This is a genomic window from Pseudomonas paraversuta, assembly GCF_904063065.1.
GTDB lineage: Bacteria > Pseudomonadota > Gammaproteobacteria > Pseudomonadales > Pseudomonadaceae > Aquipseudomonas > Aquipseudomonas paraversuta.
On the sequence record NZ_CAJFCL010000001.1, the window covers coordinates 483,138 to 506,561 of the forward strand.

General features: G+C 60.4%; 19 protein-coding genes and 1 pseudogene. 9 read left to right on the forward strand and 11 right to left on the reverse strand.

Translation table 11 applies throughout. The features are described from left to right. The first annotated feature begins 74 nt into the window (after positions 1-74). Positions 75-1,392 (forward strand): annotated as a pseudogene (locus JQ845_RS02225) (MFS transporter). 90 nt (positions 1,393-1,482) lie between these two features. On the opposite strand, the gene purT reads toward JQ845_RS02225, so the two are convergent. From purT to JQ845_RS02250, 5 genes are all read right to left on the reverse strand, one after another. Beyond that, complete coding sequence (purT, locus tag JQ845_RS02230) at positions 1,483-2,664, reverse strand: formate-dependent phosphoribosylglycinamide formyltransferase (RefSeq protein WP_003440230.1); 1,182 nt, start codon at positions 2,662-2,664, stop codon at positions 1,483-1,485. A 74-nt stretch (positions 2,665-2,738) separates the two neighbouring features. Then, positions 2,739-3,215, reverse strand: coding sequence for a 7-cyano-7-deazaguanine/7-aminomethyl-7-deazaguanine transporter (locus tag JQ845_RS02235; protein WP_003440227.1), 477 nt, complete (start codon positions 3,213-3,215; stop codon positions 2,739-2,741). 204 nt (positions 3,216-3,419) lie between these two features. Continuing rightward, complete coding sequence (locus JQ845_RS02240) at positions 3,420-3,626, reverse strand: DUF1289 domain-containing protein (RefSeq protein WP_203008087.1); 207 nt, start codon at positions 3,624-3,626, stop codon at positions 3,420-3,422. Next, complete coding sequence (locus JQ845_RS02245) at positions 3,626-4,147, reverse strand: gamma carbonic anhydrase family protein (RefSeq protein WP_003440222.1); 522 nt, start codon at positions 4,145-4,147, stop codon at positions 3,626-3,628. The genes JQ845_RS02240 and JQ845_RS02245 overlap by 1 nt, the downstream gene beginning before the upstream one ends. 40 nt (positions 4,148-4,187) lie before the next feature. Then, a complete protein-coding gene (locus JQ845_RS02250) occupies positions 4,188-4,790 on the reverse strand; it encodes a CoA pyrophosphatase (RefSeq protein ID WP_003440220.1) in 603 nt (200 codons plus the stop codon). Positions 4,791-4,934: 144 nt separating this feature from the next. Between JQ845_RS02250 and JQ845_RS02255 the strand changes: the two genes are divergently transcribed. The 7 genes from JQ845_RS02255 (at position 4,935) to nagE (ending at position 13,545) form a co-directional block, all read left to right on the forward strand. Then, positions 4,935-5,492, forward strand: a complete 558-nt coding sequence (locus JQ845_RS02255; protein ID WP_003440217.1) for an NUDIX hydrolase — start codon at positions 4,935-4,937, stop codon at positions 5,490-5,492. Between the two features lie 35 nt (positions 5,493-5,527). Beyond that, the gene (locus JQ845_RS02260; RefSeq protein ID WP_003440216.1) at positions 5,528-6,094 is read left to right on the forward strand and encodes a L,D-transpeptidase family protein; all 567 of its coding nucleotides are present in this window, start codon (positions 5,528-5,530) and stop codon (positions 6,092-6,094) included. A gap of 282 nt (positions 6,095-6,376) precedes the next feature. Beyond that, complete coding sequence (locus JQ845_RS02265; RefSeq protein ID WP_003440215.1) at positions 6,377-7,108, forward strand: GntR family transcriptional regulator; 732 nt, start codon at positions 6,377-6,379, stop codon at positions 7,106-7,108. Between the two features lie 27 nt (positions 7,109-7,135). Continuing rightward, on the forward strand, positions 7,136-8,233 hold the full coding sequence (gene nagA / locus JQ845_RS02270) for an N-acetylglucosamine-6-phosphate deacetylase (protein ID WP_003440214.1): 1,098 nt from the start codon (positions 7,136-7,138) through the stop codon (positions 8,231-8,233). 13 nt (positions 8,234-8,246) lie between these two features. Next, complete coding sequence (locus JQ845_RS02275; RefSeq protein ID WP_010655985.1) at positions 8,247-9,257, forward strand: SIS domain-containing protein; 1,011 nt, start codon at positions 8,247-8,249, stop codon at positions 9,255-9,257. A gap of 36 nt (positions 9,258-9,293) precedes the next feature. Beyond that, positions 9,294-11,810, forward strand: coding sequence for a phosphoenolpyruvate--protein phosphotransferase (ptsP, locus tag JQ845_RS02280; RefSeq protein WP_203008089.1), 2,517 nt, complete (start codon positions 9,294-9,296; stop codon positions 11,808-11,810). Between the two features lie 31 nt (positions 11,811-11,841). Next, positions 11,842-13,545 (forward strand): N-acetylglucosamine-specific PTS transporter subunit IIBC, encoded by a 1,704-nt coding sequence (gene nagE, locus JQ845_RS02285; RefSeq protein ID WP_202210993.1) that lies wholly within the window; start codon positions 11,842-11,844, stop codon positions 13,543-13,545. A 111-nt stretch (positions 13,546-13,656) separates the two neighbouring features. Here the strand turns inward: nagE and JQ845_RS02290 are convergent, their stop codons facing one another. Together JQ845_RS02290 and purL are read right to left on the reverse strand one after the other, a co-directional pair. Further along, positions 13,657-13,968: a YqfO family protein gene (locus JQ845_RS02290; protein ID WP_003440210.1), complete on the reverse strand. Its 312-nt coding sequence runs from the start codon at positions 13,966-13,968 to the stop codon at positions 13,657-13,659. A 4-nt stretch (positions 13,969-13,972) separates the two neighbouring features. After that, positions 13,973-17,869, reverse strand: coding sequence for a phosphoribosylformylglycinamidine synthase (purL, locus tag JQ845_RS02295; RefSeq protein WP_010655988.1), 3,897 nt, complete (start codon positions 17,867-17,869; stop codon positions 13,973-13,975). Between the two features lie 285 nt (positions 17,870-18,154). Between purL and mltF the strand changes: the two genes are divergently transcribed. Then, positions 18,155-19,612, forward strand: coding sequence for a membrane-bound lytic murein transglycosylase MltF (gene mltF, locus JQ845_RS02300; RefSeq protein WP_010655989.1), 1,458 nt, complete (start codon positions 18,155-18,157; stop codon positions 19,610-19,612). 37 nt (positions 19,613-19,649) lie between these two features. On the opposite strand, the gene pdxJ is transcribed toward mltF, so the two are convergent. From pdxJ to rnc, 4 genes are all read right to left on the reverse strand, one after another. After that, on the reverse strand, positions 19,650-20,393 hold the full coding sequence (gene pdxJ / locus JQ845_RS02305; protein ID WP_003440201.1) for a pyridoxine 5'-phosphate synthase: 744 nt from the start codon (positions 20,391-20,393) through the stop codon (positions 19,650-19,652). Between the two features lie 50 nt (positions 20,394-20,443). After that, positions 20,444-21,133, reverse strand: a complete 690-nt coding sequence (recO, locus tag JQ845_RS02310; RefSeq protein ID WP_010655990.1) for a DNA repair protein RecO — start codon at positions 21,131-21,133, stop codon at positions 20,444-20,446. A gap of 694 nt (positions 21,134-21,827) precedes the next feature. After that, entirely contained in the window at positions 21,828-22,730 is a 903-nt protein-coding gene (gene era, locus JQ845_RS02315) for a GTPase Era (protein ID WP_010655991.1), read from the reverse strand. Then, entirely contained in the window at positions 22,723-23,412 is a 690-nt protein-coding gene (gene rnc, locus JQ845_RS02320) for a ribonuclease III (RefSeq protein ID WP_003440162.1), read from the reverse strand. Before rnc ends, era begins: the two co-directional genes overlap by 8 nt. Positions 23,413-23,424 lie beyond the last annotated feature (12 nt).

Here is a 23,424-nt window from a genome sequence, read left to right on the forward strand (position 1 = left end):
TAAAAAACGCTCTGCCCTGTCCGCCGCCAAGGCTGATAAAGGTCAACGAGCTTATAACTGTCAGGGATATGCGCATGACCACCAGCACCACCTACAGCGAAGCCTCGCCCGAGAAGCCGGCCAACTCCACAGCCCGTGTCGCTACAGCCAGCTTTATTGGCACCGCCATCGAGTTCTACGACTTTTATGTGTATGCCACCGCCGCCGCGCTGGTTATCGGCCCGGTCTTTTTCCCGCAGACATCCGGCACAGCACAGATGCTGTCGGCGTTCCTGACCTTCGGCATAGCCTTTCTCGCACGCCCGCTGGGTTCATTTCTGTTTGGCCATTTCGGTGACCGGGTAGGACGCAAGTCCACCCTCGTCGCTTCCCTGCTGTTGATGGGGGTGTGTACCACCCTGATCGGCGTTTTGCCGGGCTACGCCACCATTGGCGCCTGGGCACCGATCCTGCTCTGCGTGCTGCGCTTTGGCCAAGGGCTTGGGCTCGGCGGGGAATGGGGCGGCGCAGCTTTGCTGGCCACCGAAAACGCCCCCAAAGGCAAGCGCGCCTGGTTCGGCATGTTTCCGCAACTGGGTCCGTCGATTGGTTTTCTCGCAGCCAACGGCCTGTTTCTGGCACTGGCCTTGACCCTGAGTGATGAACAGTTCCGCTCCTGGGGCTGGCGCATCCCGTTCCTGCTGAGTGCTGCTCTGGTGATGGTCGGCCTGTATGTGCGTCTCAAACTGGAAGAAACACCGGTCTTCGCCAAGGCCGTAGCCCAGCACGAACGGGTGAAGATGCCGATCGTCGAGCTCTTCAGCCAGTACTGGGCACCCATGCTGCTGGGCGCTGCGTCGATGGTGGTGTGTTATGCACTGTTCTACATCTCGACCGTATTTTCACTCAGCTATGGCGTTTCGACATTGGGCTACACCCGCGAAACGTTCCTCGGCCTGCTGTGCTTTGCCGTGCTGTTCATGGCCGCGGCCACCCCACTGTCAGCCCTGGCCAGCGACCGTTACGGACGTAAACCGGTATTGATTGTCGGCGGCATACTGGCAGTTTTGTCCGGGTTTCTGATGGAGCCATTGCTCACCCATGGCACGACCTGGGGGGGTGGCACTGTTTCTGTGCATCGAGCTGTTCTTGATGGGGGTGACCTTTGCTCCGATGGGAGCCCTGCTGCCTGAACTGTTTCCCACCCGCGTGCGCTATACCGGCGCATCGGCGGCCTACAACCTGGGGGGCATTGTCGGCGCCTCGGCCGCACCGTTCTTCGCCCAGAAACTGGTGAGCATGGGCGGTCTGAGCTGGGTTGGCGGCTATGTATCAGGCGCAGCGGTACTCAGCCTGATCGCTGTACTGTGCTTGAAGGAAACCAGAGAGGCAGACCTGAACAAGGTCATCTAAACCTGTAGGAGCGAGCTTGCTCGCGAGCTGTGCAAAAAGCTCGCGAGCAAGCTCGCTCCTACAGCAGGTTGTTGCGGGGGGGGGGGGGGGTTATAGCTCTACGACAACCGCCTTGGACGAACGGGTCGCTTTGGCCCGTGCCGCTTCAATCGACTCATCCCGGGCCAGTGCCACGCCCATGCGGCGCTGGCCATTGACCTCGGGCTTGCCGAACAGACGCAAGGCGGTATCCGGCTCGCTCAGGGCCGCTCCCAGGTTGGAGAACGCGGTGCGGGTCGACTGCCCTTCCACCAGAATCACTGCCGAAGCCGAGGGTCCGAACTGACGGATCAACGGGATCGGCAACCCCAGAATCGCCCGCGCATGCAGCGCGAACTGCGACAAATCCTGCGAAATCAGGGTCACCAGACCTGTGTCATGGGGGCGCGGCGAAACTTCGCTGAACCACACTTGATCGCCCTTGATGAACAGCTCGACTCCAAACAGACCACGGCCACCCAGCGCCTCGGTAACGGCCTTGGCCACACGCTCAGACTCAGCCAGTGCAATCGGGCTCATGGCCTGGGGCTGCCAGGACTCCTGGTAATCGCCCTTCTCCTGGCGGTGACCAACCGGAGCGCAGAACGTGGTGCCGCCGATATGGCGTACGGTGAGCAAGGTGATTTCGTAATCGAAGTCGATAAAGCCCTCGATGATGACCCGGCCCTTGCCCGCCCGTCCGCCTTCCTGAGCGTAGTCCCAGGCGGTTTTCACATCGTCGGCACTGCGCAGCAGGCTCTGGCCTTTACCCGACGAGCTCATGACCGGCTTGACCACACACGGGAAACCGAGATCCTGCACCGCTTTGCTGTAATCCTCGAAGGTGTCGGCAAAGTGGTACGGCGAAGTTGGCAGGTCCAGCTCTTCAGCCGCCAGACGGCGAATGCCTTCGCGGTTCATGGTCAGCGAGGTCGCACGGGCCGTAGGGATCACGGTAAAGCCTTCAGCTTCCAGCTCGACCAGGGTCGCAGTGGCGATGGCTTCGATTTCCGGAACGATAAAATGCGGCTTTTCCAGCTCGATCACGGCACGCAGGGCAGCACCATCCAGCATGTTGATCACGTGGCTACGGTGCGCCACCTGCATGGCCGGGGCGTTGGCGTAGCGATCGACAGCGATGACTTCGACCCCCAGACGCTGCAATTCGATGACGACTTCCTTGCCTAGCTCGCCGCAGCCACACAACATTACGCGGGTCGCGGTAGGCGACAGTGGAGTTCCGATACGGGTCATTTCAGGTCCTCAAGGAAGCAAATCATCGAAGGCGCTCGCAACGCTTGCGCCTGCTGGGAAGAAAGGCCGGCATTTTACATGATCCGCGAGCGCTCAGCGGCTTTGCGCAGACGCCAGGCCATGGCCAGCCATACGCAGGTGACACCGGCGAACTTGGAGGCCATGGCAGTGAGGATCACGCCCGGGGTAAAGGCGTCGATCATGCCGAAAAAGATAAAGGTATCAAGGGGGATGCTCAGCGCAGAGCTGATCCACAACCGGTCATGCAACGGGCGCTTGGTGATGGAGAACACCAGCCAGTCAATACACTCCGATACAGCGAACGCGGTAGCGCTGGCCAGGGCAATAGAGGGATCAGAGGTGACGTACGACAGCACCAGCGCCGCCAGCATGGCCAGAATGGCGCCGTGGCCGAAGCGGATTTGCACCATGTCCCGCAGCACGAACACCAGCCCGCCCCAGGCCGACCAGATGATATCGAGGTGCGGCGCCGTCGAAAACGCGTAGTTGATCAGCACGACGCTGGCGATATAAGCGATTAGAAACAACATGGGACCTGGTGATACCTCTGAATAAGGCGCACAGGGTACTTGAGTCATGCCTGATTTTGTAGCGTGTACACCGAGGCTGGACAGTTCGACCGCGGGAGCCGGCTTGCCGGGGATTTACAGCCCCGCAGTCAGCCTCGAAGTGCCCATTGCCTGCATCCCGGGCAAGCCAGCGCCCACAGGGTATATCGCAGCCTGCGGCAGGGACTACAGGTTGCCCACCGTCCACACCATGCCACTGGATTTCGCGCGTTCATGACACAACGCCAGCACCTCACGGCGCTCAGGATTGGTCATGCGGCTCCAACGGGTAATTTCGGCCACCGAACGCTGGCAGCCGGTGCACAGATCATCGTCGTCCAGCGCGCAAATATTCACGCAGGGTGAGGCCACCGGGCGTTCTGTATCACTCATTATTCTTGCACCTGCAAGTCACGGGCATAACGCTGGCCGTTGTGCACATAGTGCGCCGCACTGGCTTCCAGCAGTTTTTTCTGCTCGTCGGTGAGGTCGCGCACCACTTTGCCGGGCGAGCCCATGACCAGCGAACCATCGGGGATTTCCTTGCCCTCACCGATCAGCGAATTGGCGCCGATGATGCAATGCTTGCCGATTTTTGCGCCATTGAGGATCACCGCGTTGATACCGATCAGGCTGTAGTCACCCACAGTGCAGCCATGCAGCATGGCGTTATGGCCAATGGTCACGCCGGTGCCCAGGGTCAATGGGTAGCCCATGTCGGTGTGCATGACGGCGCCATCCTGCACGTTGCTGTTTTTACCGATCAGGATCAGTTCGTTGTCGCCACGCAACACAGCGTTAAACCAGACGCTGGCACCCTCTTGCAGCCGTACCTTGCCGATCAGGGTGGCGTTGGGGGCCGTCCAGCTGTCGGGATGGGTTTCGACGAGCGAGTCGCCCAAGCGATATTTCATGGGAGTGTCCTCAAGGCTGAGCGGCTGTCTGCTGACAGCTCTAAATATTGATAAAGCGTTCAGGCGGAGTATGCAGGCTGATATTGACGTCGTCGTAGAGCAGATTCATCAGCTCGACGATCATGATCGCCGTCAGCCCCCAGATCTTGTACACGCCAAAACGGTAACTCGGCACATACCAGCTGCGGCCCTGGTAATCGATGCGGTGGGTATGCTCGCGCGGGTCCTGGCGGAAGAACTCCAGGGGCACGCTGAACACCGCAGCGATCTCGGCATCGTTGGCCAGATACTCAACGTAGTCAGGTACCAGTCCGACATAGGGGGTTACGCGAATACCGTGCAACGAGATCAAGGGGCTGAGGGGACCGATCACCTCCACCAGGCCCGGCGGCAGGCCGATCTCTTCTTCGGCCTCACGCAGAGCGGTAAAGATCAGATCCGGGTCTTCAGGATCGCGCCGCCCGCCTGGGAAAGCCACCTCACCACCATGGGTCGACAGCCCGCTGGCACGCAGGGTCAGAATCAGTTCGGGTTCAGCACTGCGCGTCACCGGCAGCAATACTGCCGCCTCGGGAAAATGCCGATCTGTTTCCAGAGTCCGTGGGGTATAGCGGCTCACACGGCCAAGCAGCTCGTCCAGCATAGGTCATCTCGATCCGTCACTTATCGGGCATCATGCACCAAATCGCACCGGGCACCCAAGCCCCGCAGTGTCGCAGCAACCACCGCGGCACTTGCCGCCAGCCCGACTCAGCCTCAAGATAAGCGCCTTATCAGAGAACCCAGCATGAAATTTTGCAGCCAGTGCGGTCATTCTGTCAGCCAGCATATCCCGCAAGGCGATTCGCGCCTGCGCTATGTCTGCGACCACTGCCAGACCATTCATTATCAGAACCCCAATATTGTTGCCGGGTGCCTGCCCACCTGGGGCACTCAGGTGCTGCTGTGCCGACGCGCCATCGAGCCGCGCAAAGGGTACTGGACACTGCCTGCCGGGTTTATGGAAAACGGCGAGACCGTTGAACAGGCCGCTCGCCGCGAAACCCTCGAGGAAGCCTGTGCCAAGGTCGAAAACCTGGCTATCTATACCCTGATCGATGTACCCCACATCAACCAGGTACATGTGTTCTACCGCGCCGAGCTGCTGACCCCGGACTTTGCCGCAGGTGAAGAAAGCCTTGAGGTGCGGCTTTTCGATGAAGCCGACATCCCTTGGTCAGAGCTGGCTTTTCGCACGGTCAGCCGTACCTTAGAATGCTTTTTCGCCGACCGCCCGGGTAACCTCTACCCGGTACGCAGCGAGGCCGTGGCGCCTCTGGCCGGCCTGACCAAACCCCAACAATAATGTTGTTTGCCGTGTAATTCAGGAATATCCCTCTAATGCGTTGGTTGCTCGCTGCCCTCTGCCTGTCGTTTGCTGTTACTTGCCAAGCTTCCGTTGTCATTACCGTGAATGGCAAACCCGTCGATAAAAATCAGGTCCTCAAACCGGCCCAGTCAACACAGACGATCAAAGCCGGGCAAAAAATCGAAAAAATCCTGGTGCTCAAGTCGGCCCGCAAGCTGCAGCTGATCAGCGATGGCAAACCGATCAAGAGCTACCGCATTTCATTGGGCAAACAACCCAAGGGGCCAAAACTGCAAGAGGGCGACAAACGCACCCCGGAGGGCCTTTACTGGGTCGACTGGCGCAAAAAAAGCGACAAGTTCAACCTGGCGATGCATATCAACTACCCCAACGTCAGTGACGCGGCCCAAGCCCGGCGCCAAGGCCTGAACCCCGGGTCGATGATCATGATCCACGGTACGCCGGACTCCGAAGAGAATCCCGAAGAGCTGTTCCATACCCTGGACTGGACCGATGGCTGTATCGCGATGAAAAACTACGAAATGCGTGAAGTCTGGAGCCTGGTCAAGGACGGCACTCTGGTTGAAATCCGGCCTTAAGCAAAAATAAATTACCTTTTGTCCCCGTTACGCCCTCCCGCCTACTCCTAATACCTTTACCTGTCGCCGGGCCCGAACGGGCCCGCAGCATCTCGGCGCCTTCAGCGCACTCCTAATACCACTTAAACACCAAATAAAATCACAACGGCCAAACACCCTGTTTTCGGCGGGAAACGCGCCTGTGCATGCGTTGACTTGGTATTGAAGTGGTATTACTTTCGCGCCATTACCGGGCGACAAAACTCCAATAACCGCATCGGATCCACCACCATGAACAGCCCTATGACCACCCTCGCCGACCTGCGCCCGGATGACCGTCTGGCCACGCCGTTGTACCTGCAACTGGCCCGCAACCTGGAGTCCGCGATCCATGCCGGGGTCTGGAAAGCCGAGCAGGCGCTGCCTTCGGAGCGCAGCCTGAGCGAACAACTGGGCCTGTCTCGCGTCACGGCCCGCAAAGCCCTGGAAATTCTCTTCGAACAAGGCCTGATCCGCCGCAGCCAGGGCTCCGGAACCTTCATCACCCCGCGCCTTGAGCAACCCTTGTCGCGGCTGTCCAGTTTCAGCGAAATGCTCCGGCTCAAGGGCTTCGTACCTGGCTCTCAGTGGTTACAGCGGGAAATCACCCAGCCAACCCATGAAGAGCTGATCCGCCTGGCGCTGTCCCCCACGGATAAAGTCGCGCGCCTCAAGCGCCTGCGCAAAGCCGATGACACGGTCATGGCCATCGAAATGAGCGCCCTGCCCGCTTCCCTGATCCCGCAGCCGCAGGTGCTTGGCGACTCGCTCTACGAGTATCTGGACAGCATCGGCAAACCGGTGGTCCGCGCCCTGCAACATATTCAGGCGATCAACGCCAGCGCAGAGTTTGCCGCCCTGGTGGGGATCGAACCCGGGGCCGCCATGCTGCTGATGACCCGGGTCGGCTACCTCGAAGACAACACCCCCATCGAAGTCACCGATACCTACTGCCGTAACGATTTCTACGATTTTGTGGCCGAACTGCGCCGCTGACCCGACAACACGCCCGGAGGGCTGTACATGTCCGAAGACAACATCCTCACGCCCCAAGGCTGGGTCCGCGGCCGCCTGCTGCACGAGAACGGCAAAGTCCTCGGCATCCAGGGCAGCCCTTGTGACCCGGCCGACAACGACTTGCCTTACCTGCTGCCCGGTTTTATCGACCTGCATGTGCACGGCGGCGGCGGTAAAGACATCATGCAAGGCGCACCGGCCTTCGACACCATCGCCCGCACCCACTTGCGCTTCGGCACCACGGCAATGCTGGCCACCACCATGACCGCGCCGAATCACGAGATCAGCCGCGTGCTCGGTGCCCTCGGCGAGTTTTGTCAGCAACGGCCGGCCGGCTGCGCCCGGGTACTGGGGGTGCATCTCGAAGGCCCGTTTATCAACCCCGGCAAACTCGGCGCTCAACCCAACTTCGCCCATACCGCGCTGATGGCCGAAGTCGAGGATTACCTGAGTCTGGCGCCGATCAAAGTCATCACCATCGCCCCTGAAATCGCCGGCCATATCGAATTGATCGGCGCCCTGAGCGCCCGGGGCATTCGCATGCAGCTGGGGCATACCCTGGGCAGTTATGAAGAAGGCGTGGCCGCACTGGATGCGGGCGCCACCAGCTTCACCCATTTGTATAACGCCATGAGCCCGCTGCATCACCGCGAGCCCGGCATTCTGGGTGCCGCCCTGGCCCATGCGCGTTTTGCCGAACTGATCCCCGACTTGCTCCACGTGCATCCCGGCGCCATTCGTGCAGCCTTGCGTGCGATTCCGTGCCTGTATTGCGTCACCGACTCCACTGCAGCCACCGGCATGCCCGATGGCGAATACCAACTGGGCAGCCACACCGTCACCAAATGCCTGGGCGGCGTACGCCTGGCAGACGGCACGCTGGCGGGCAGCACGCTGACCATGGATCAGGCACTGCGCAACCTGGTGAAAATCGGCCTGCCACTGGCCGAAGCCTCGCAACGCCTGTCGCAGTACCCGGCCGACTACCTCGGCATTACCGAACGCGGGCGTTTGCAGCCCGGTAGCTGGGCCGACTGCGTGCGCCTGGACCGTTCATTGAATCTCACCGCTGTCATGGTCGAAGGGGAAGCACTTGTCTTCTAACAAGCCGTCAAAAATGCTGGAAGAGGCCCGGTCCGCGAGCGAAGCGGTCGAACGTCAACTGTTCAACCTGGAGTCGCGCCTGATCGACCTTGCCCGCGACCTGCGGGCCAGCCCGCCCGACGTAGCCATGACCCTGGCCCGTGGCAGCTCCGACCATGCCGCCAGTTACTTTGCCTATCTGACCATGCAGCATGTGGGCGTGCCCGTGGCGTCGTTGCCGATGTCAGTGGTGACCTTGCGCCAGTCCCCGCTGCGGGTGCAGGGCCAGGCGGTATTTGCCTTTTCCCAGTCCGGCCAGAGCCCCGACATCATCGACAGCCTGAGCCTGTTGCGTGAACGCGGGGCGCTGAGCGTGGCGCTGGTGAATGCCGAAAACACACCACTGGAAGCCGCCTGCGCCTACAGCTTGCCCTTGTGTGCCGGCGCCGAAATCAGCGTCGCAGCCACTAAAAGCTTTATCGCCACCTTGAGTGCCGGTGCCCGCCTGGTTGCGCACTGGGCCAATGATAAAGCCCTGCTTGAGGCCGGCCACCTGCTGCCCGCCGACTTGCGCGACGCCTGCACCCAGGACTGGAGCAAAGCCATCGAGACCTTGCGCGATGCCCAGCGATTGCTGGTGATCGGCCGGGGCGCGGGCTTTGCCATCGCCCAGGAAGCCGCGCTCAAATTCAAGGAAACCTCGACCCTGCAGGCCGAAGCCTTCAGCAGTGCCGAAGTGCGCCATGGCCCGATGGCCCTGATCGAAGAAGACTACCCGCTGCTGATTTTCGCCCCTCGGGGTGTGGAACAGGCGGGCTTGCTGACCCTGGCCCGTGACATGCGCCAGCGCGGCGCCCGGGTGCTGCTGGCGGCCCCGGATGATGTGGCCGAGCGCGACCTGACGTTGAGCCAGGCGGCACACCCGGATCTGGACCCGATCCTGGCCATTCAAAGTTTCTACGTGATGGCTGCGGGTCTGGCCGAGGCCCGGGGGCTGGACCCGGATCAGCCACGGTTCCTGAGCAAAGTGACCCGTACCCACTGAGTTGTCTTCCCCCGCAGGTTTAATGAGTATCGCGCCATGCACAATAATAAAAAGCTCACCCTCAGTGCGCCGCTCAGCGGGCCGATCATCAAACTCGCCCTGGTGCCGGATGAAGTATTTTCCAGCGGCGTAATGGGCGACGGGATTGCCATCGACCCATTGAACGACTGTTTGTATGCGCCCTGTGACGGGGTGATCGTGCACGTGGCCAAGACCGCCCATGCCCTGACCCTGCGTGCCGATAATGGCGCCGAGGTGCTTTTGCATGTGGGGCTGGACACCTTTGATCTACAGGGCGAAGGTTTTCAACTGCTGGTGGAAAACGGCGAGCAGATCAGCAACGGCCAGCCCCTGGTACGCTTCGACCCCGATTACATCGCCCAGCGCTGCACCAGCCTGATCAGCCTGCTGGTGCTGACCAATGGCGATCGGTTCGCGCTGCAACTGCTGCAACACGACACCGCCGTGGCCGGCGAGCCACTGCTGCAGATAGCCGCGCGCCAGATCGAGGCCGCCGTTACCGCGACCGACAGTTCTCAGGGGCTGGCCCAAGGCAGCGTGCGCATAACTCACCACGGTGGCCTGCATGCACGTCCGGCTGCGCTGATACGGCAAACAGCACTGGGTTTCAAAAGCACTTGCCGGCTGCACATCGGCGCCAATTCGGCTCCGTGCGACAGTATTGTCCGGCTGCTGGCCCTGGGCATCAGCGAGCACGATGAAGTTCAAGTCAGCTGTGACGGCGAGGATGCCGACGCCGCGCTGCAGGCCATTCTGGCCGCACTGGCCAAAGATCAGGTCAGACCGGCCGCCACCACGCTGAAAGTGCTGCCGGCCGTCGCTCGCCCCATCAATCAAGAAGGACAATTGAACGGAGTGAGTGCGGCCCCCGGCCTGGCCAGTGGTGCGCTGTATTTTTTAAGCACCGTGCAACTGCCACCCGACCTCGGCAATCACCTCCCCGAGGAGCAAATGCAGGCGCTGCATTCGGCGCTGGAGCAGGTGCGCGCCGAGATCCGCCTGACCCTGATCCAGGCCCGGGCCGAGGGCAACCTCGACGAAGAAGCCATTTTCGACACTCACCTGGCCTTGCTCGAAGACAGCGAGCTGCTGCAGGCCAGCCACGGCGCCATCGCCCAGGGCCGCAATGCGGCCCACGCCTGGAGTGATGCGATCGAGCAGCAATGCGCGATTCTGCAACAACTGGGCAATACCTTGCTGGCTGAACGCTCCAACGACTTGCATGACCTGCAACAACGGGTTCTCAGAGCATTACTGGGGGAAAGTGCCCAGTGCCAGGTGCCGCCCGGAGCCATTGTTGCCGCACACGAGCTGACCCCTTCCGACCTGCTGATGCTCAGCGCACAGCAAGTTGCCGGTTTATGCATGGCCGCAGGGGGGGCCACCTCCCATGTCGCGATTCTGGCCCGGGGCAAAGGCCTGCCTTGCCTGGTGGCCCTGGGCTCAGGGTTGCTGGACTTGCCGGCCGGACAACAGGTGATTCTCGACGCCGACAGCGCCCGCCTGGAACTGAGCCCCGGCGCCGAACGCATCGAACAGGTGCAAAACAGCATTCTCGCCCGTCAGCAACGCTTTGCCCGGCAGCAATTGCACGCCCACGAACCGGCAGTGACCGGTGACGGGCTGCAGATCGAAATTGCCGCCAACGTTGCCTCCAGCCACGAAGCGGCCGGCGCCCATGCCAATGGCGCAGATGGCGTCGGACTGCTGCGCACCGAGTTCCTGTTTGTCGATCGCAGCACTGCTCCCAATGAACAGGAGCAGATTGCGGCCTACCAGGGCGTGGTCGATGCGATGGGTGACAAGCCGGTGATCATTCGCACCATTGATGTGGGCGGCGACAAGCAACTTGATTATCTGCCGCTGCCCGCCGAAGCCAATCCGGTATTGGGCCTGCGCGGCATCCGCCTGGCACAGATGCATCCGCACATCCTCGATCAGCAACTGCGCGCCCTGCTGCAGGTCAGCCCGGTACAACGCTGCCGCATCTTGTTGCCAATGATCACCGAGGTCGACGAGCTGCTGCATATCCGCCGTCGCCTGGAGGCCTTGCGCGGTGAAATGGGCCTGAGCCAGCGCCCGGAACTGGGGGTGATGATTGAAGTGCCGGCAGCGGCCCTGATGGCAGAACAATTGGCCGAGCACGCGGACTTTCTGTCCATCGGCACCAACGACCTGTCGCAGTACACCCTGGCCATGGACCGCGACCATGCAGGGCTGGCCTCACGGGTCGATGCCCTGCATCCGGCGCTGCTGCGCCTGATCGCCCATACCTGTGCCGGTGCGGCAAAGCACGGACGCTGGGTAGGCGTATGCGGTGCACTGGCCAGCGACCCTCTGGCCACCCCGGTGCTGATCGGCCTGGGGGTTCGCGAGCTGTCGGTCAGCCCGCTGCAAATCGGTGAAATCAAGGCCAGGGTCCGCCAGCTGGACGCCGGAATGTGTCAAACACTGAGCCAGAAACTGCTGAACATGAGCAACGCAAAATCTGTACGCGAGGCCTGTCATCAGTACTGGCCGCTTTCCGACTGACAACAACAAAAACAACGACGGAGAATTTCTCATGTATCAATACTTCATCGAAGGTCTGCAGCGGCTTGGCCGGGCGTTGATGCTGCCGATTGCGATTTTGCCCATTGCCGGGCTGCTACTGCGGCTGGGCGACACCGACTTGCTCAACATCGCAATCATCCACGATGCCGGCAACACGATTTTCGCCAACCTGGCGCTGATCTTCGCCATCGGCATTGCCGTGGGTTTTGCCCGCGACAACAACGGTACTGCGGGCCTGGCCGGGGCCATCGGTTATCTGGTGCTGATCTCGACCCTCAAGGCCCTGGACCCCCATATCAACATGGGCATGCTCGCCGGGATCGTCAGCGGCCTGATGGCCGGGGCGCTGTACAACCGCTTCAAGGACATCAAACTGCCGGAATACCTGGCGTTTTTTGGCGGCCGGCGTTTTGTGCCGATCGTCACCGGGTTTGCCGCCGTAGCCCTGGGGGCCCTGTTCGGCCTGATCTGGCCACCGATTCAGGAAGGCATCAATAGCCTGGGTGTGTTGCTGCTCGAAAGCGGCAGCCTGGGGGCGTTCATTTTTGGCGTGCTGAACCGCATCCTGATCGTCACCGGGCTGCACCATATCCTTAACAATATGGCGTGGTTCGTGTTCGGCAGCTTTACCACCGATGCCGGGCAAGTGGTGACCGGCGACCTGACCCGATACTTCGCGGGCGACCCCAAGGGCGGCCAATTCATGACCGGCATGTTCCCGGTGATGATGTTTGGCCTGCCGGCTGCGTGCCTGGCGATGTACCGCAATGCGTTGCCGGAGCGGCGCAAACTGATGGGCGGGATTTTCCTGTCACTGGCGCTGACCGCGTTTTTGACCGGCGTCACCGAACCCATCGAATTTGCTTTCATGTTCCTCGCGCCCTTCCTCTATCTGTTGCATGCGTTGCTGACCGGGCTGTCGATGGCCATCACCAACCTGCTGAATATCCATTTGGGCTTCACCTTTTCCGGTGGTGCCATCGACATGCTGCTGGGCTGGGGCAAGTCCACCAATGGCTGGATGATCTTTCCCGTCGGGCTGGTCTACTTTGCCATTTATTACCTGGTGTTTGATTACTGCATCCGCCGCTTCAAACTCAAAACCCCGGGCCGTGAAGACAACCCGGTGGCAGAAACCGCCGACCTCACCGAGAACCAGCGGGCCGATGGCTATATCCAGGCGCTGGGTGGCCCGGACAATCTGCTCACCGTCGGCGCCTGCACCACGCGCCTGCGCCTGGAGCTGGCCGATCGCAACAAGGCTCAGGACAGCGAACTCAAGGCGCTCGGCGCCATGGGGGTGATGCGCCCCGGCCGCGCGGGCAGCCTGCAAGTAGTGGTCGGGCCGATGGCCGACAGCATTGCCGATGAAATACGCTTGGCGCTAACCCGGGTCAGCCGTTCGCCCGCCGTCAGCAAGGCTCAAGCCCCTGCGGTGGAACCGGCGCACGAGGTCGGGCACGAGGCCGCCAACAAATGGCTGGGCGCGCTGGGCGGCAGCAGTAATGTATTGCACGTCGAGTGCGTAGCGCTCACCCGCTTGCGGATCAAGCTGGGAGACCAGCGTTCGTTGTCGCAGAGCCAGCTCAAGGCACTGGGCAGCCAGGGCATCAGCCAGCACGCCGATGGCGTTTGGCATGTATTGGTGGGGGAACAGGCGCAGGGGTTGAGCGAAGCGCTGGCGCGATTGATCAGGCCAGATCACGCACGCTGAACGAACTGTAGGAGCGAGCTTGCCTCACGATGGTCTCAATGCGTTCTCTCAGAAACCGCGCATTGTTTGCATCGCGAGGCAAGCTCGCTCCTACAGGTTGGTGTTTGGGGGTTACAAGTCCGCCAGTCGCCACACTTCATAAGCGGGCGTCTCATAGGGGTGACTGTGCTTGAGCGCAGCCACCACCCCATGGATCAGATCATCGGCAACGACCAGCTCAACTTTCCATTCCCCGACATATTCGACCTGACCGGTTTGCCCGATAAACGGCTGACTGCCGTCCAGCGCGCAAAACTGGCCCTGGCCCAATACCTGCCAGGCGCAGTGGTCATAGTTGCCGATCCGTCCGCCACCGGCAGCGAATACAGCATCCTTGACCACTTCGACATGGCTTGGAGGAACGAAGAAGCTGAGCTTGTACATGCCCTTAGTCGACCCACACGCGCGCGTTACGGAACATGCGCAACCAAGGCGCATCTTCGTTCCACTCTTCAGGACGCCACGAGTTCTGCACGGCGCGGAATACCCGCTCCGGGTGCGGCATCATGATAGTCACACGGCCGTCACGGCTGGTGAGACCGGTAATCCCGCGCGGCGAGCCGTTCGGGTTGGCCGGGTAGCTCTCGGTAACCTTGCCGTGGTTGTCGACGAAGCGCAGTGCCACGCAACCCGACAGATCGGCTTGCAGCAGGGCTTCAGGGCTGGCGAACTCGGCATGGCCTTCACCGTGGGCGATGGCGATTGGCATGCGCGAACCGGCCATACCCTGCAGGAAGATCGAGTTCGACTCCTGTACCTGAACCATTGCCACCCGGGCTTCGAACTGCTCGGAACGGTTACGCACAAAGTGCGGCCAGAACTCGCTGCCCGGGACCAGTTCGCTGAGGTTGGACATCATCTGGCAACCGTTGCAAACACCCAGGGTGAAGCTGTCGGTACGTTCGAAGAAGCCCTGGAACGCATCACGTGCACGGGCGTTGAACAGGGCCGACTTGGCCCAGCCTTCACCGGCACCCAGTACGTCACCGTAGGAGAAGCCACCACACGCAACCATGCCCTTGAAGTCATTGAGGTCGACACGGCCGGCCAGAATGTCGCTCATGTGCACATCGACCGCGTTGAAACCGGCACGGTCGAACGCCGCCGCCATTTCAACCTGGCCGTTGACGCCCTGCTCGCGCAGTACGGCAACCTGTGGGCGAATGCCTTTCTTGATATACGGCGCACTGATGTTGGCGTTGACATCAAAGCTCAGCTGAACGCTCAGGCCCGGATTGTCTTCTTCCAGCAGCACGTCGAACTCTTGCTGGGCGCAGTCTGCGTTGTCACGCATACGCTGGATCTGGTAGCTGGTTTCAGCCCACTGACGTTGCAGCAGAGGGCGCTGACCGGCGAAAACGGTCTCGCCATTGAAGGTGATCGTGACGTCTGCACAATTGCGCGGCTGACCGATTACCGACACGCACTCACCCAGGCCGGCGGCGCTGAATTGTGCGAGTACGTCAGCAGTAGAGTCCTGACGCACCTGGACCACCGCACCCAACTCTTCGTTGAACAGGATGGCCGGAATGTCGGCAGCGGTTTCAGCCAGGCCGTCGAGTGCCAGGTTGACACCGCAGTGACCGGCGAACGCCATTTCCATCACGCTGGTCAGCAAACCACCGTCGGAACGGTCATGGTAAGCCAGCAGGTGGCCATCGGCATTCAAGCCCTGGATCACGGCGAAGAAGGCCTTGAGGTCTTCTGCGTCATCCACGTCCGGGGCGTGTTTACCAAGCTTGCCGTACGTCTGGGCCAGGATCGAGGCGCCCATGCGGTTTTGGCCACGGCCCAGGTCGATCAGGATCAGATCGGTCAGGCCCTTGTCCATGCGCAGCACCGGGGTCATGGTCTGACGCACATCGAGCACCGGAGCAAAACCGGTTACTACCAGCGACAGCGGCGAGGTGACAGTCTTGTCAGTGCCCTCTTCGCTCCAGCGGGTTTGCATCGACATCGAGTCTTTGCCCACTGGAATGGTGATGCCCAGCTCAGGGCACAGCTCCATGCCGACCGCTTTTACGGTGTCGTACAGACGGGCGTCTTCGCCGGGGTGACCCGCCGCTGACATCCAGTTGGCCGACAGTTTGATGTCGCTGATCTTGCCGATCCGCGAAGCCGCGATGTTGGTCAGGGTTTCGCCGATGGCCATACGGCCCGATGCCGGAGCATCCAGCAGTGCCAGCGGAGTACGCTCGCCCATGGCCATGGCTTCACCGGTGTATACGTCAAAGCTGGTGGCGGTGACCGCAACGTCAGCAACCGGCACTTGCCACGGACCTACCATCTGGTCACGGGCTACCAGGCCGGTAATGGTCCGGTCGCCGATGGTGATCAGGAAGCTTTTGCTGGCCACGGCCGGGTGATGCAGTACGCGCTCGACACACTCGCCGATGGCCAGCGTGGACGGATCGAAGTCATCCCCCAGTTCGGCTTCACGGACGGCCGAACGGTGCATGCGCGGTGCCTTGCCCAGCAACACTTCCAGTGGCATGTCCACCGGGTTGTTGCCGAAGTGGCTATCGGTAACCGTCAGCTGCGGTTCGGCAGTGGCTTCACCGACCACGGCAAACGGGCAACGCTCACGTTCGCAGATCGCTTTGAAGCGCTCGAAATCGGCAACGCCCACCGCCATTACATAGCGTTCCTGGGATTCGTTGCTCCAGATTTCGTGCGGAGCCATGCCCGGCTCGTCGTTGGGAATATTGCGCAGTTCGAAACGACCGCCACGCTCACCGTCGTTGACCAGTTCCGGGAAGGCATTGGACAGACCGCCCGCGCCCACGTCGTGGATGAAGCTGATGGGGTTTTTGTCGCCCAGTTGCCAGCAACGGTCGATGACCTCTTGGCAACGGCGTTCCATTTCCGGGTTTTCGCGCTGTACCGAAGCGAAGTCCAGATCGGCCGAGCTCGCGCCGGTGGCCATGGAGGAAGCTGCACCGCCACCCAGGCCGATCAGCATTGCCGGGCCGCCCAGCACGATCAGCTTGGAGCCAACGGTGATTTCGGCTTTCTGTACGTGTTCGGCGCGGATGTTGCCCATGCCGCCGGCCAACATGATTGGCTTGTGGTAACCGCGCACTTCTTCGCCACGGGGAGTCGTGATCGACTGCTCGAAGGTACGGAAGTAACCGGTCAGGGCCGGACGGCCGAATTCGTTGTTGAACGCGGCGCCGCCCAGTGGGCCTTCGATCATGATGTCCAGCGCGGTAACGATGCGCTCGGGTTTGCCGTACGGCACTTCCCATGGCTGTTCAAAGCCCGGGATTTGCAGGTTGGATACGGTGAAGCCGGTGAGGCCGGCCTTTGGCTTGGCGCCACGACCGGTAGCACCTTCGTCACGGATCTCGCCACCGGAGCCGGTCGCCGCGCCCGGGAACGGGGCAATGGCGGTCGGGTGGTTGTGGGTCTCAACCTTCATCAAAATATGCACCGGCTCCTGCACCGCGCCGTACTGGCGGGTTTCAGGGTCCGGGAAGAAACGCCCTGCGACGCTGCCGACGATGACCGAAGCGTTGTCCTTATAAGCCGACAACACGCCTTCGCTGTGCATCACGTAGGTGTTCTTGATCATGCCAAACAGGCTTTTATCCTGGCTTTGGCCGTCAATGTCCCAGCTGGCATTGAAGATCTTGTGACGGCAATGCTCGGAGTTGGCCTGGGCGAACATCATCAGTTCGATGTCGTGCGGGTTGCGGCCAAGACCGTTGAACGCATTGACCAGGTAATCGATTTCGTCTTCAGCCAGAGCCAGGCCCAGCTCGACGTTGGCTTTTTCCAGCGCGGCGCGACCGCCGCCCAGCACGTCAATCGCTGTCAGCGGCTTGGGCTCGGCATGGCTGAACAGACCGCAAGCCTGCTCAAGGTTGCCCAGCACGATTTGCGTCATGCGGTCATGCAGTGCCGCTGCAATCAGCTCTGCATCAGCGTCGCTGAACTGACCGGCCACGTAAAACGCAATGCCACGCTCCAGGCGCTGGACTTTAGCCAGGCCACAGTTACGGGCAATGTCGCTGGCCTTACTCGACCAAGGGGAAATGGTGCCGAACCGCGGCAACACCAGGAACAGTCGGCCACTGGGCTCTTGGACCGGCACACTAGGGCCGTACTTCAAGAGACGAGCCAGGACCTGCTGTTCATCGCTGGTCAGCTCACCGGTAACATCGGCGAAGTGGGCGAATTCAGCATACAAACCAGTGACAGCCGGAACCTTCAGGCTCAGTTGTGCAAGGAGTTTGCTGTGGCGAAAGGCAGAAAGGGCAGGAGCGCCGCGCAGGATCAACATCTTCGGGACAGCCTCGGGAGGGGTATGCTTTGAGGCCCGGCATTCTAGCCTAAACCGGCGCTAACGGCACCCGAAACGGCACACCTGACGTGCGCCAAAGGCCGTTAACCGACCAAAGCCTTATTCTTTATAGCTATCAGAGCGTTTGTGGATGGGCGGTCATGATCTTTAAACAGCCCCCGACACCCCATTCCATAAGGGTTTTGTCGTTTTTGGCAGCTGTTATCAGAATGACCGTAAATTGTCGAGATATGGCACCCGTGCTGCTTTGCGTATACTGCGCGAATGTTTTCTCTAACTGCATTCCGCCAGCGTGGAGCCAGATGGCTACTCGTAACCGGACTCTTCCTGATGCTCGGTGCCTGCGTTGAAAAACCCAGTACCCTTGAGCGCGTAAAGGAGGATGGGGTACTGCGGGTGATCACCCGTAACAGCCCGGCCACCTACTTCGAAGATCGCAACGGCGAAACCGGCTTCGAATACGAGCTGGTGAAGCGCTTTGCCGACGATCTGGGCGTCGAACTGAAGATCGAAACAGCCGACAACCTGGACGACATCTTCATACAGCTGGGTAAACCTGACGGTCCCGCTTTAGCTGCTGCCGGTCTGGTCAGCAGCGAGAAACGCCTGCAGCAAGCCAAGTTCTCTCACCCGTACCTTGAAGTCACGCCCCAGATCATCTACCGCAACGGTCAGTCGCGCCCCACCAATGCCGCCGATCTGGTGGGCAAACGCATCATGGTGCTTAAAGGCAGCTCCCACGCCGAGCAACTTGCCGAACTCAAGAAGCAATATCCCGGAATCGAATACGAAGAGTCCGACGCTGTCGAAGTCGTCGACCTGTTGCGCATGGTCGATGAAGGGCAGATAGACCTGACCCTGGTCGACTCCAACGAAGTGGCAATGAACCAGGTGTACTTCCCCAACGTTCGCGTGGCCTTTGACCTGGGTGATGCCCGCAGCCAGCGCTGGGCGGTAATGGCCGGTGAAGACAACAGCCTGCTCAACGAGATCAACGCCTACCTGGACAAGGTCGAAAAGAACGGCACCCTGCAACGCTTGAAGGACCGTTACTACGGCCACGTCGACGTACTGGGTTACGTCGGCGCCTATACCTTCGCCCAGCACCTGCAGCAGCGCCTGCCCAAATACGAAAAATTCTTCAAGGATGCGGCCAAAAAGGAACAGGTCGACTGGCGCCTGCTGGCAGCCATGGGCTATCAGGAATCCTTGTGGCAGCCCACCGTCACCTCCAAAACCGGCGTTCGCGGCCTGATGATGCTGACCCAGAACACTGCACAAGCCATGGGCGTGTCCAACCGCCTGGACGCGCAGCAAAGCATCATGGGCGGTGCCAAGTACCTGGCACTGATCAAGAGCGAACTGGACGACGATATCGAAGAGCCTGATCGCACCTGGTTTGCACTGGCGGCCTACAACGTTGGCGGCGGTCACCTGGATGACGCGAGAAAGCTGGCCAAGAAAGAAGGCCTGAACCCGAACAAGTGGCTGGACGTGAAAAAAATGCTGCCTCGCCTTGCGCAGAAGCAGTGGTACAGCAAAACCCGCTATGGCTACGCCCGGGGCGGCGAGCCCGTGCACTTTGTGGCCAACATCCGTCGTTACTACGACATCCTGACATGGGCCACACAGCCACAGCTTGAGGGCGACCAGGCCGCTGACGGCAAGCTGCACATACCGGGTATCAACAAGACCAAGCCTAAAGAAGAGCCGCAGCTTTAAGCCAGCACCGCCAATACCCGTCGAGCCGTGACCGGGTTTAAGCCTTTGCCGCCGCCAGAATCAGTGCCTTCATCTCGGCCACTGCCGACTTGAAGCCAACGAACAGAGCGTGTGCCACCAAGGCATGGCCAATGTTCAGCTCATTGATGCCCTTGATCGCCGCCACCGCTTCAACGTTGTGGTAGTGCAGGCCATGACCGGCATTAACGATCAGCCCTTGCGCCAGGCCAAATGCCACGCCATCAGCCACCCGCTGCAACTCTTCGGCCACTTCGGTCGGGGTTTGCGCATCGGCATAACGCCCGGTGTGCAACTCGACAGCAGGGGCACCGACGCGCTTTGAAGCCGCAATCTGCCGCTCATCGGCATCGATAAACAACGAGACTTCACAACCTATTTTCGCCAGGCGCTCGACGGCAGCCTTGATCCGCGCTTCTTGCCCGGCAACGTCCAGACCACCTTCGGTAGTCAGCTCCTGACGGGTCTCGGGCACCAGACAGACATGGGCCGGGCGAATGCGCTCGGCAAATACCATCATTTCTTCGGTGACGCCCATTTCGAAGTTCATGCGCGTTTGCAGTACATCCTTGAGCAGCAGTACATCACGCTCCTGGATGTGCCGGCGGTCTTCGCGCAAGTGCACGGTGATGCCGTCAGCGCCCGCCTCTTCTGCGTCCAGGGCAGCCTTGACCGGATCAGGGTAACGGGTGCCGCGCGCCTGGCGCAGCGTGGCTACGTGGTCGATATTCACGCCGAGAAGAATGCGGTTACTGGTAGTCACGAGGGCTCTCCTGAAGAGTTGAAGATTCGGCGCACAGCATACCGGTCTATTCAGGGCTTGCGAAACAACTCACGACTGGCCAGCGGCTTGCCTGCCAGATGCACCGCCAATGCCTGGCGCATCAGGCGCTTGGCTGCCAGCAATGCCCCCGGTGCACTCCAGTCAGCCTCAGCCATGGCGTGCAATTGCTCGCCATGGAACAGCCCGGGCTGCTGCAGCCATACCCTCTCCAGCCCGGCATCCACCTGCAACCGATACAGGCCGTCTGCCTGCACCGGCTCGCCATGGATATCCAGCGACAATGAGAAGCCGTAGCCCAGGTCATCCAGCAAACGCCATTCAAAGGCCCGCAGCAAAGGCTCCAGCGGCCGGCCTTCAGCCAGCGCCAACAAGGTCGCCGCGTAATGATCGAATATCGAGGGATGCGGATCTTCAGCAGGTAACAGGCGAATCAGCAGCTCATTAAGGTAGAGACCGCTGAACAGCGCTTCACCATTGAGCCAGGTTGAAATACCGGCGCTTTCCATGCGTCCGACGTTTTTCAGCTCGCCACGCCCACGAAACTCGATCTCCAGCGGGACAAAGGGTCGCGCCAGAGTCCCGGCCTTTCCGCGCGCACTGCGCAGCACCGCCCGCAGCCGGCCTTGGGGCGTGAGGAAATCCACCAGGGCACTGGTTTCACGATAGGGGCGACTGTGCAGGACGTAAGCGAGTTGCGGGATGGGGGTTTTGCTGGACATGGACAGTTTTAATCCTGAAAACCCTGGACGACTTCCAGGGAGCCATCGCTGGCAAGCCAGCTCCCACAAGTCTTGAACCCGTCTTGTGGAATCTGAGCTGCCAACCCACACAAGTCTTGAACTGACCTTGTGAAAGCTGACCTGCCAGCCCACACAAGTCTTGAACCTATCTAGTGGGAGCTGAGCTGCCAACCCACACAAGTCTTACACCTATCTAGTGGGAGCTGACCTGCCAACCCACACAAGTCTTGAACCAGTCTTGTGGGATCTGAGCTGCCAACCCACACAAGTCTTGAACCTATCTAGTGGGAGCTGACCTGCCAACCCACACAAGTCTTGAACCAGTCTTGTGGGATCTGAGCTGCCAACCCACACAAGCCTTGAACCTGTCTTGTGGGAGCTGACCTGCCAGCCCACACAAGTCTTGAACTGATCTTGTGAGAGCTGAGCTGCCAACCCACACAAGTCTTGAACTGACCTTGTGAAAGCTGACCTGCCAACCCACACAAGTCTTGAACTGACCTTGTGGGAGCTGAGCTGCCACCCCACACAAGTCTTGAACTGACCTTGTGGGAGCTGACCTGCTAACCCACACAGGCCTTGATCTGACCTTGCGGGAGCTAACCTGCCAACCCACGCAAGTCTTTGTGGGAGCTGGCTTGCCAGCGATTGTCGCGCCGCAGATTACAGCCTGTTACAGGTCGCCGTAGCCCAGGGAACGCAGGGCGCGTTCGTCGTCGGACCAGCCGCCTTTCACTTTAACCCACAGGTTAAGCATGACTTTGGAGTCGAACAGCAGTTCCATATCCTTGCGCGCTTCGGTACCGATGCGCTTGATACGCTCGCCCTTGTCGCCAATGATGATTTTCTTCTGGCCATCACGCTCAACCAGAATCAATGCGTGGATGTGCAGGGTTTTGCCCTGCTGCTTGAACTCTTCGATCTCGACAGTGATCTGGTACGGCAGTTCGGCACCCATCTGGCGCATGATTTTCTCACGTACCAGCTCTGCGGCCAGGAAGCGGCTGCTGCGGTCAGTGATCTGGTCTTCCGGGAAGAAGTGCTCGTTCTCCGGCAGATGATCGGCAATCACACGCTCAAGGGCTTCAAGGTTGTGACCATGCTGAGCGGAGATCGGAATGATCTGGGCGTTCGGCAGTTGTTCCTGCAGCCAGCTCAGATGCGGCATCAGCTCGGCTTTGTCTTCAATGCGATCGGTCTTGTTCAGGGCCACGATCAAAGGACCGGTCACGTACTGGACACGCTCGAGGACCATCTGGTCTTCGTCGGTCCACTTGGTGCGATCAACGACAAAAATCACCACATCAACGTCTTTCAACGCAGCCGATGCAGTTTTGTTCATGTAGCGGTTCAGGGCTTTCTCGCCACCTTTGTGCATGCCCGGGGTATCGACATAGACCGCTTGCACGTTGCCTTCGGTCTTGATCCCCAGCATGTTGTGGCGGGTGGTCTGTGGCTTGCGCGAAGTGATCGCCAGCTTTTGACCCAGAATGTGGTTCAGCAGTGTGGATTTACCCACGTTTGGTCGACCAACAATGGCGACATAGCCACAGCGTGTTGCAGTTGAATCAGTCATGGCCATTCTCCACGCCAAGGGCTATCAGTGCTGCGGCGGCCGCTACCTGTTCGGCAATACGACGGCTCACACCCTGACCCCGGCTTTTTTCATTCAATAGGGCAATTTCGCACTCAACGAAGAATGTGCGGCAATGCGGTTCGCCCTGGATATCTACCACTTCGTAACGTGGCAGATCACAGGCACGTGACTGCAAGAACTCTTGCAGGCGGGTCTTTGGATCTTTGTTGGTGTCGACCAGGGTCAGGGTCTCGAACTCGCTGGCAAGCCAAGCCAGTACGCGGTCACGGGCGGCATCCATGCCCGCATCCAGGTAAATGGCGCCAATCAGCGCTTCGAGGGCATCGGCCAGAATCGACTCACGGCGAAAACCACCGCTCTTGAGCTCACCCGAGCCCAGGCGCAGATACTCGCCCAGTTCAAAACCACGGGCCAGGACGGCCAGGGTTTCACCTTTCACCAGGCGGGCACGCAAGCGCGACAGCTGGCCTTCCCGGGCCAGCGGAAAGCGGTCAAACAGCGCTTCGCCGGCTACAAAATTAAGAATGGCATCCCCCAGAAACTCGAGACGCTCGTTATTGCGCCCCGCGAAACTGCGGTGTGTCAGGGCCAGAATCATCAGCTCCTGGTCTTTGAAGGTATAGCCGAGCTGACGCTCTAAACGCTCTAAAGAAAAACTCACGATTTACCCACG